The following is a 9433-nucleotide window of genomic DNA, read 5'->3' as shown; positions in this document are numbered from 1 at the left end:
GATCGTCGGCTAGCCACCCGCACGGGCGCCATGACCCTCGCCGACTACCTGGTCACCCGTACCGTCGAACTGGTCGTCCACACCGACGACCTGAACGCGGCCGTCCCGCCGCCCTTTTTTTCGACTTGAGGCCCTCGTACGTCACCCCGGTGAGCCGCTCGGAGGCGGCCCAAAGCCGTTCACCCGCCTGGTCGTTGAGCGTCCAGGAAGCCCGCCACGACTTGGCGGGCGCGCCGCGCCAGCCCAGGATCCTGGGGCCGATGAACGCGTCGGGCCGCACGTCGGGAGCGGTGGCCGCGTACAGGGTGGGCAGGGCGCCCGCCTCGGCGGACTGGGCGAAGAAGCGGTTGCCGATCTCCATGAACCGCTCGGCGCCTTTGCGGCCCTGCATCTTCGGCGCGGCGGTCTGCAGGTTGGTCGCGGCGTATCCGGGGTGCGCGGCGGCGGCCACGACACCGGAGCCGACGGCGGCCAGCCTGCGCGCCAGCTCGTGCGTGAAGAGCAGGTTGGCCGTCTTGGAACGCCCGTACGCGGTCCAACGCCGGTAGTTACGCTCGCTGTTGAGGTCGTCGATGTCGATGTTGCCGAGAGCGTGGGCCCCGCTGGAGAGGTTCACGATCCGGGCGCCGGGCGTGCAGAGCAGCCTCGGGAACAGCAGCCCGGTGAGCGCGAAGTGCCCGAGGTGGTTGACCCCGAACTGCGTCTCGAAGCCGTCCACCGTCGTCCCGTGCGGCAACGCCATCACGCCCGCGTTGTTGACGAGGAGGTCGATCCCCTCGTACGGCAGCTCGTCCACGAACTCCCTTACGGAGCCCAGGTTTCCGAGGTCCAGCGGCCAGAACTCGGCGATGGCGTCCGGCACTTCGGCCAGCAACCGCCCGACCGCCTCGTTCCCCCGCGCCTCGCTCCGGCAGGCGAGCACCACCCGCGCCCCCTTGCGCGCCAACTCCCGCGCGGTGACGTACCCGAGACCACTGTTGGCACCGGTGACGACGGCGATACGGCCGCTCTGGTCGGGGATGTCCTGCGCGTTCCAGCCCGGCATGTTCGGGTTACCTCCGTGGGCGACGAGTTGAGCGGCTCGGACGTATCCGGGCATGTGCCCGGATACAGGACCCGGATCCCGCATCCGGATGCGGGCCTGCGCCGGATCAGCCGCCACGGCCAGTTCTACGCCCTGCGGCGCCGTGTGTCAGGGCTTGCGGCCCACTCCGCAGTAGGCGCCGACGACCGTGGCAGGACCGGCCGGGCCCCGGAGGTCGGGACGCCGCTCCGGCCGTGCGCCGGTCCGGCCCTCGGGGGCGCCGGCCGGCAGGGCGTCCGCGTGGGCCGGGACGACGGGGTCGTTGTCGACGTACGCGATCATGGCGTCCGGGGCGGCGCGCTGCGCGACCTCGTGGGTGTTGTCGGCGGTCGAGCCCGGGTCCCCGGTCGCCGACCGCGCCACCCGCTCCTGCTTCCACGCGGTGACCGGCGGCTCGAGCAACGCCCACTGCTCGTCGGACAAGTCGGTTGAGTACGGCGTCCGTTCCATCGCAATGGGACTCGACGCCCTCTGATGCGTGGATGCGCGAATGCGTGGATTTGCGGATTCGTGGTATCGGTCGTCACCGTTCGAGGGACGTGCGGTCCCCCATCACGATCACCGGGTGCAGTGCCGGGTCGAGCGTGAGCAGCAGTTCCTTCATGTGCTGCTGCGACAGGCTCACGCAGCCGTGGGTGGGTCCCCCGTGGTCGACGTGCAGCCAGATGCCGCCGCCGCGGTCCGCGCCGAGCGGACGGGTCCAGTCGAGCGGGGAGGTGCCCGGCTCGCGGTTGTAGTCGATCGCGACCACGTAGTCGAAGGAGCCGGCGAGCGGCTCGCCCTCGAATCCGGTGCCGCCGACGGTGAAGGCGCCGGACCGGTCGTAGGGCAGCTTCGTGCCCGGGTCGGCGAGCAGTCCGCCCGCGTCGCTGAGGGTGAACACGCCGATGGGCGAGTGCAGGTCGCCCGCGTGATGGTCGGCGGTCCAGCCCCGGAGCGCGTTGTGGGCGGCCCAGGGCTGCCCGGCGGTCCAGCCGTCGTCGTCTGTGCGCTGGTACAGCACCACCTGCGACTGTGGGGAGTTCTTGTCCTTCCCGGTGACGACGACTACTTGTCGGGCGTTGTCGGGGATCCCGGCGAGCGTCCGGGGGCCGAGGCCGGGCAGTACGGCCGGCGCGGAAGCGCTCGTCGCCGGGGCCGGGGCGTCCGCGCCCCTTTCGCCGGCCGCACTCGGCTGGGATCCGGCGCCGGCCGTGGTGGGCGCGACGGCCCGGACGTCCTGCGCACCGGCGTCCGCCGGGGAAACACCACCGTCCGTCGTCCCGGCGCCGGGGCCGCCGCACCCGGCCAGGGTGAGGGCCAGTGCCAGGACCGCGGCGGGAACCGGCAGACGGGAGCCCACGGCTGGGAAGAGGTGCCTCACCGGGTGCCTCACCGGGTGTTTCACCAGGTGCCTCATCGCGCTGAACCCGCCGTCCACTCGCTCCACGGCATGTTCCAGCCGTTGAGCCCGTTGTCGGGGGCGATCACCTTGTCGTCGGAGTTCTTCACCACGACCACGTCGCCGAGGAGGGAGCTGTCGTAGAACCAGGCGGCGTCCTGGCCGGAGTCGCCGCCGCCTTTGGTGTCGTTGAGCCCCACACAGCCGTGGCTGATGTTGGACCGGCCGAAGACGGAGTCGTCTCCCCAGTAGTTGCCGTGGATGAAGGTGCCCGAGGTGGACAGCCGCATGGCGTGCGGGACGTCGGGAATGTCGTACTGTCCGGCGAACCCGACCGTGGCGCCGTTCATCCGCGTCGAGATCAGCTTCTCGGAGATGACCATCCGCCCGTTCCAGGTGGGCGACGAGGCGGCGCCCGCGGTGATCGGAATGCTGCGCACGGTGGTGCCGTCCCGGACGACCTTCATGGTGTGCGCGGCGGCGTCCACGGTGGACACCTGACTGCGCCCGACCTTGAACCGCAGGGTCTTGTCCTGCTCGCCGTACGCGTCGGCGGCCCCCTTCACTCCGGCGAGGCGGATCCTGACGGTGACGGTGGAGTCGGGCTTCCAGTAGTCCTGCGGTCGGAAGTCGAGGCGCTGCCCGCCGAACCAGTGGCCCACGACGGTCTGTCCACCGTCGGAGCTGACCTCTACGGCGGACTCCACGGCCTTCTTGTCGGTGATCGGCTTGTCGAAGGTGAACGAGACCGGCATGCCCACGCCCACCGTGGAGCCGTTCTGCGGGGTGTAGGCGCCGGTGAACCGGTCGGCCTCGGCAAGGGTCGTGAACGCCACGGTGCGGGTCGTGCGACGGCCGTCGGCGTCGGTGGCCGTGGCGGTCAACCGGTAGGCCGTCCCGTGCTTCAGGTCGCCCGAGGGAGCCCAGCTCCTCTTGTCCGCGGACCGTTCGCCGGTCACCGCCCGGCCGTCCGCGGTGGACAGGAACGCCTCGTCGATCGTGCCCCCTTCGACGGTGACCCGGCCGCCGGTGGTGACCGGGACATGTTCCTGGCCGTCGGTGGCGTGCAGGTCCAGCCGGGCCCCTGTCGCCGCCCGCCCTGCCTGCACCGGTGTCTTCGCCGGGTCCTCGGCTGGGTTCTTCGCGTCCGAGGTCCCGGTGGCGCAGCCGGCCAGCAGGCACGCCGAGACGGACAGCAGCGCCAGGGCGGACCGGGCCGCGACGCGGCGGGGCGGGCCGGTGTGTTGGGTGGCTTCTTCGCTGTGCATGGGGCCAGCGTGGAGCGCGGATATCAGGAAGTGGTCAGGGTGTGGGAAGGACCGCACGGGGGCCGTTCACCGTGCTGACGACGCCTCGCCACACCTAGGGTCACCTGTGTGTGCGCATATATTCTGGTCGCCGAAGACGACGGCATGCAGGCCGAGTTGATCCGCAGGCTCCTCGTCAGGGAAGGCCATACGGCCGCTGTCGTCTCCGACGGACGGACCGCTCTCGACGAGGCCCGCAACCGCCGGCCCGACCTGGTGATCCTCGATGTCATGCTGCCGGGTCTCGACGGGTTCGGCGTCTGTCGAGTGCTGCGCCGGGACGCGGACATACCGGTGCTGATGCTCACGGCGCGCTCCGCCGAGGACGATCTGCTGCTCGGCCTCGACCTCGGCGCGGACGACTACATGACGAAGCCGTACAGCCCCCGGGAGCTGCTGGCACGGATTCGCATCGTGCTGCGCCGCACCCTGAGCCCGGTCGAGGAATCCGCCGTACTGCGTGCCGGGGGTATCACGGTCGACCCGGTACGGCACGAGGTCACCTGCGACGGTGCGGAGATCGGCTGCACCCCGGGTGAGTTCGCCATCCTGAACGCCATGGTCGCCGAGCCCGAACGGGTCTTCTCGCGCCGTCAGTTGCTGGAACACACCCGCGGTCACGACCGGGCGTCCACCGAGCGTGCGATCGACATGCACATCCTCAACCTGCGCAGGAAGATCGAGCCCGACCCGCGCACCCCCGCACGGCTGCTGACGGTGTTCGGGGTCGGCTACAAACTCACCGGAGACCCCGGCTCCCCGGACGGCAGGGGTCCCGCATGACCGGCCCGGACGGCACAACGCCCGTTTCCCGCATCCCCTGGCACAGGAGTCTGCTGGTACGGCTGCTGCTCACCTCCGTGGCGATAGCCGCACTGTCCGTCGGCGCCACCGCCTGGCTGGCGGTGCAGCTCACCACCCGGGCCATCCAGGAAGAACGCGGGCAGGTGCTCTCCGACGACTCGGACATCCTGCGCCGGCTCAGCGGCTACGCCGCCGCCCACGCCGACTGGGACGGCATCGGCCCCACCGTGCGGGCACTGTCGCGCACCCTGGACCGCCGTATCGCCCTGACCACCGCGGGCGGACGCCTCATCGCCGACTCCGCCGCATCCGGCACCGCGCTGCCCGCCCGTGCCTCGGCCACCGTCGACCCGCTGCGTACGGACACCTACACCGAGCCCGGCGCCCAGCTCTCCGGCATCGACCCACGGGCGGTGGGGCCCTATCGGCTGTCCTCCGGCGAGGTCAGTGAGGTGAATTCGGCGGCGCTGCGGCGGGTGCGCTGCCTGACCCAGGTCGGGGGTGGTGGCCACACCCGACGGATGCCCAGCGGTCGAACGGCCACCGTCGCCGACGGCACTTCGGCGGCCGTGGTCGCGAAATGCGTCGCTGTGGCGGTCAATCCGGTGATGCCCAGCGAGCTCACGGCGCTGGCGGTGCTCGCGAAGCTGATGACCGGCTGCGTCCAGGGTGACTTCAAGGAACCACTCAGGGCGGACCCCTCTTTGCGGTCGCTGTTCGGCGACGACGTCGTTCCCGGGATGTCCGACAGGACGGTCGGCGACGAGCAGACGCAGAACTGTCTCGACACCGCCCGCCGTACCCAGCTCGACCCCTACGTCGCCCCACCGGCGGTCCTCTATCTCGGCGACCGCGACCAGCAGCGGACCGGCCTCGACCTCTCACCCGACAACAAGACCAAGATCGTCGGAGTCTCCGGTCTCGTCCTGGTCGTCACGATCGCACTGACCGCCCTCGTCGCCGTCCGTCTCGTCCGTCCCCTGCGCGCCCTGACCGCCGCCGCCCGGCAGCCGCCCGAGCACCACGCACGGGTCGCCGTCACCACCAAGGACGAGACGGGCTTCCTGGCCACAGCCTTCAACGACCTGACCGCGCGCCGGGAGCAGCTGGAGGCCCAGCGCAAGGCCATGGTCAGCGACATCGCCCATGAACTGCGCACCCCGCTGACCAATATCCGCGGCTGGCTGGAGGTCACCCGCGACGGACTTCTCGAACCCGACCCAGGGCTCATCGCCGCCCTGCACGACGAGGCGCTGCAACTGCAGCACATCATCGACGACCTGCGCGACCTCTCCGCGGGCGACGCCGGCACCCTGCGGCTGCACCGGGAACCGCTGGCCGCGGAGGAGTTGATCGGCCAGGTCGCCGCCGCCCATCGCAGCCGCGCAGAAGCGGCGGCCGTCCACCTGCGGGCGGAGGCCGGCCCCGGGCTCTGGCTCGACGCCGACCCGGTGCGCATGCGGCAGGTGCTGGGCAACCTTGTCTCCAACGCGCTGCGGCACACTCCCGCGCAGGGCACGGTCACCCTCAGCGCCTGGCATACGGCGGACGAGGCCGTCCTGACCGTGCGCGACACCGGGGACGGTATCGCCCCCGAAGACCTGCCCCATGTCTTCGAACGGTTCTGGCGCGCCGAGAAGTCCCGCAGCAGACGCACCGGGGGCAGCGGTCTCGGCCTGTCCATCGTGCGTCAGTTCGTCGAGGCACACGGCGGAACCGTCACCGTCGGCAGTACCCCCGCCGGTGGAGCGGTGTTCACCGTCCGGCTGCCCCGTGTGACCGGCCCGGAGGAACCTCAGCCGTGAAGAAGTTCCGGCTCGGTCCCAGAAGCGGGCCGAGTGCGGCTTTGAGGTGTCGATGTGCGCCCGCGCCCGGGCGCCGGTACCGACCGAGGGGGCGGGGTCGTCGTGCGACACGGCGGAGCCTCCTGCGTGCTCGGTGCTGATCATTTGCGCACCGACGTAGGTGAACTCGTCGCGTCCAAAGCGGAGTTGGAAAGATCCACGATCAGGCACCGGAGGATTCCGGCCACCGCGAACAGCCACCGGGGAGTCGCAGCGCGTACATGACAATTCCACTCTGCCGCCCTAGGGTCCCTGACGTCACCGCACGTCACGCCACCCCCCTTTGGAGCGAGAGTGGACGCACGAGTGAACACACACCTGGCACGCCGCACCCTCCTGCGCGCCGCCGTCGTCAGCGGCTCGGCGGCCGTATTCGGCGGCACCCTGTGGCGCGGCGCCGCCCACGCGGCCCCCGCCCAGCCGGGCGCGGGCCCGTACGGAGCCCTCGCCGCGGCCGACGCCAACGGCATCAGACTCCCCGCCGGCTTCACCAGCCGGGTCGTCGCCCGCTCGGGCCAGACGGTCACCGGAACGTCGTACACCTGGCACAACGCCCCTGACGGCGGGGCCTGTTACGCCGACGGCACGGGCTGGATCTATGTCTCCAACTCGGAGATCAACCCGTCGGGCGGCGCGAGCGCGGTGAGGTTCGCCGCCACCGGTGCCATCACGTCCGCGTACCGCGTCCTGTCGGGCACACGGCAGAACTGCGCGGGCGGACGCACTCCGTGGAACACCTGGCTGTCCTGCGAGGAGGTGTCGCTGGGGTACGTCTACGAGACCGACCCGTGGGGCGTGAACGCGGCGGTGCAGCGTCCCGCGATGGGCCGTTTCAAGCACGAGGCGGCGGCAGCGGACCCGGTCCGCAAGGTCGTCTATCTGACGGAGGACGAGACGAACGGCCGCTTCTACCGCTTCGTTCCCACGACTTGGGGCGACCTGTCGTCCGGCACCCTCCAGGTCCTGGTCGCGGGCACGGCGGCCTCGGGCTCCTACACCTGGACCACGATCCCCTACCCGGACGGCTCCCCGACGACCACCCGCACCCAGGTCTCCGGCTCCAAGTCCTTCAACGGCGGCGAGGGTTGCTACTACGCGGACGACAAGGTCTGGTTCACCACCAAGGGCGACAACCGGGTCTGGCAGCTCAACCTCCTCACGAACACCTACGAGTTGGCGTACGACGACTCCCTCGTCACCTCGGGCACGGCCCCGCTGACCGGCGTCGACAACATCACCGGCACGTCGTCGGGCGACCTGTTCGTCGCGGAGGACGGCGGCAACATGGAGATCTGCCTGATCACCCCGGACGACGTGGTCGCCCCGTTCCTGCGGATCGACGGCCAGTCGGGCTCGGAGATCACCGGCCCGGCGTTCTCGCCGACCGGCAGCCGCCTGTACTTCTCCAGCCAGCGCGGCACGAGCGGCAGCTCCTCGGGCGGGATCACGTACGAGGTGACGGGCCCGTTCCGCGCGTAACCCTCGTCGTGCGTTCGTACGTCCGTACTGCGCACCGGCGTTGTCAGTGGTGCGCAGTACGTTGCGGTCATGGGCGTATACCTGGTCGATGTCGGTGCGGAGGAGTGGTTCGGTGAGGGCGAGGAGGGGAGGGCGGAGATCGCGGCGGGCCTGAACGCGGAACTGGCACGGCGCGGCCTGCCTCCGTACGACTCCGTACCCGAGAGTGAAGGGTTTTGTGCGCGGTTCGGGCCAGTCCTTCGAGGAGAAGCTGGTCCCGTCCATGAAGAGCTTCCTCACACTGTGCGGGGCGCACCTCTCGGGCGCGGAGACGGACACACTCTGCGACTGGACGGTCCTGGTGCCGGTGTCCCTGGACGAGGAGATCGAGTTGCCGGTGGAGTCCTCGTACTCCGACGACACCGTGATCGCGGGCGCCCCTCAGGTCCTGGCGATCGCCCGGAAACTGGCGACGGCGGTCGCACTGCCGCCCGAGGTCCCGGAGATGTGCGACAACCTGGATCTGACGATGTGGTTCCTGGACGGCGAGGCGGAGAAGCTGTCGGCGACCCGGCCGGGGCCGTGGAGTGAGGATCTGGACGCGGCCTTCTATGTCGCCCTGTACCTGCGCGCGGCACAGCACTCGCTCAGACGGGAGTGCCCGCTGATGTACTCCTGACGGTCCGCTCCTCAGGTTGGGTGTTGCTGCGCGGCAAGTAGGGCCAGTGCGGGCGCGTCCCGGCGGCGCGTATCGGTGTCGGGCCAAGGAGTCCGGGGGGGGTTCCCGAGGGGGCGCACGATGGACATAGTGAGTCCTGCACGCGCCCCCGGCAGGCGCATGCGAAGGGGGAAGCCGTGGTGCGTTACGTTCATCATCAATTTGCGGTGATCGTCGAGGCGGGGGTCGCCATAGTGATCACCGCGCCTGTGGTCTTCGGCATACGTGGGCTGCCGCAGGCCGAAAGCGACATGCCGCTCTTTCTTTTGGGCTTATCCGGCATCAGCGCGTTCTTCGGCCTGGTGGCGGTTTTGACCCGGTCGCAATGGCTGGGTGGCGAGAAGCGCGATTTCGAGAATGCGGTCCCCCTGGCGGAACCCGAGGCGATCCCCGCCCCGCGTGAGTCCATGCGCCGCAGCTTCGCCTGAGGCTTCGTTGTCTTCATCGCGCTGTCATCCCTGGTTTTGGGCCTGCTCTGGAGCCCCTGGGGCGCCGGTTGGGGGCTTTTCTACATGGGAGAGCGGATCGTCAAGGGCGTGTACGTGTACTTCTGGGAGCGACGCCACGGCGTACTCCTGTGGCGCGGCAGGGTCGAGGAACAACCCCTGGGCAAGGACCAGTTCCTGTATTCCTCGCCGCGGATCACGACGCCTGGACGAGTTCCCGAACAGGCGTGAGCACGAACCACGAGAGGGCGGTCTGGTGGACTTGGTGCTGTCCTTCGAGGGCGACCGGCACGCCCGCCTCCGTCTCGTCCGGGGCGTCAAGAACCGCTACGGCACGACCGACGAGGTCGGCTGCTTCGAACTGCACGACGAGGGCATCACGGGCCTCGCC

9 protein-coding genes and 1 pseudogene are annotated in these 9433 nt (G+C 70.3%); 6 read left to right on the top strand and 4 right to left on the bottom strand.

Annotation, left to right across the window (positions count from 1 at the left end; all coding sequences use genetic code 11):
- Positions 1-52: 52 nt before the first annotated feature.
- From STRTUCAR8_RS09720 to STRTUCAR8_RS09705, 4 genes and pseudogenes are all read right to left on the bottom strand, one after another.
- Positions 53-1045, bottom strand: a complete 993-nt coding sequence (locus STRTUCAR8_RS09720) for an oxidoreductase (RefSeq protein ID WP_078507158.1) — start codon at positions 1043-1045, stop codon at positions 53-55.
- A 240-nt stretch (positions 1046-1285) separates the two neighbouring features.
- A pseudogene (locus STRTUCAR8_RS53260) lies at positions 1286-1534 on the bottom strand (SAM-dependent methyltransferase); the annotation flags it as partial.
- A gap of 73 nt (positions 1535-1607) precedes the next feature.
- Positions 1608-2471: a L,D-transpeptidase family protein gene (locus tag STRTUCAR8_RS09710; RefSeq protein ID WP_006375414.1), complete on the bottom strand. Its 864-nt coding sequence runs from the start codon at positions 2469-2471 to the stop codon at positions 1608-1610.
- A gap of 8 nt (positions 2472-2479) precedes the next feature.
- The gene (locus STRTUCAR8_RS09705) at positions 2480-3733 is read right to left on the bottom strand and encodes a L,D-transpeptidase (RefSeq protein ID WP_063139052.1); all 1254 of its coding nucleotides are present in this window, start codon (positions 3731-3733) and stop codon (positions 2480-2482) included.
- Positions 3734-3841: 108 nt separating this feature from the next.
- Here STRTUCAR8_RS09705 and STRTUCAR8_RS09700 point away from each other — a divergent pair, with 108 nt between their 5' ends.
- The 6 genes from STRTUCAR8_RS09700 (at position 3842) to STRTUCAR8_RS53255 (ending at position 9273) form a co-directional block, all read left to right on the top strand.
- Positions 3842-4555: a response regulator transcription factor gene (locus tag STRTUCAR8_RS09700; protein WP_006375409.1), complete on the top strand. Its 714-nt coding sequence runs from the start codon at positions 3842-3844 to the stop codon at positions 4553-4555.
- Positions 4552-6381, top strand: coding sequence for a sensor histidine kinase (locus STRTUCAR8_RS09695; protein WP_006375420.1), 1830 nt, complete (start codon positions 4552-4554; stop codon positions 6379-6381). Before STRTUCAR8_RS09700 ends, STRTUCAR8_RS09695 begins: the two co-directional genes overlap by 4 nt.
- Before the next feature lie 357 nt (positions 6382-6738).
- The gene (locus STRTUCAR8_RS09690) at positions 6739-7899 is read left to right on the top strand and encodes an alkaline phosphatase PhoX (protein WP_044471935.1); all 1161 of its coding nucleotides are present in this window, start codon (positions 6739-6741) and stop codon (positions 7897-7899) included.
- Between the two features lie 217 nt (positions 7900-8116).
- The gene (locus STRTUCAR8_RS09685) at positions 8117-8557 is read left to right on the top strand and encodes a hypothetical protein (RefSeq protein WP_006375411.1); all 441 of its coding nucleotides are present in this window, start codon (positions 8117-8119) and stop codon (positions 8555-8557) included.
- A gap of 176 nt (positions 8558-8733) precedes the next feature.
- Positions 8734-9024, top strand: coding sequence for a hypothetical protein (locus tag STRTUCAR8_RS09680; protein ID WP_143666588.1), 291 nt, complete (start codon positions 8734-8736; stop codon positions 9022-9024).
- 84 nt (positions 9025-9108) lie between these two features.
- Complete coding sequence (locus tag STRTUCAR8_RS53255) at positions 9109-9273, top strand: hypothetical protein (protein WP_006375412.1); 165 nt, start codon at positions 9109-9111, stop codon at positions 9271-9273.
- Positions 9274-9433: the final 160 nt, after the last annotated feature.

The organism is Streptomyces turgidiscabies Car8, assembly GCF_000331005.1.
GTDB lineage: Bacteria > Actinomycetota > Actinomycetes > Streptomycetales > Streptomycetaceae > Streptomyces > Streptomyces turgidiscabies.
Note: the sequence above shows the minus strand (reverse complement) of the source record. Positions and strands in the feature narration are given on the sequence as shown.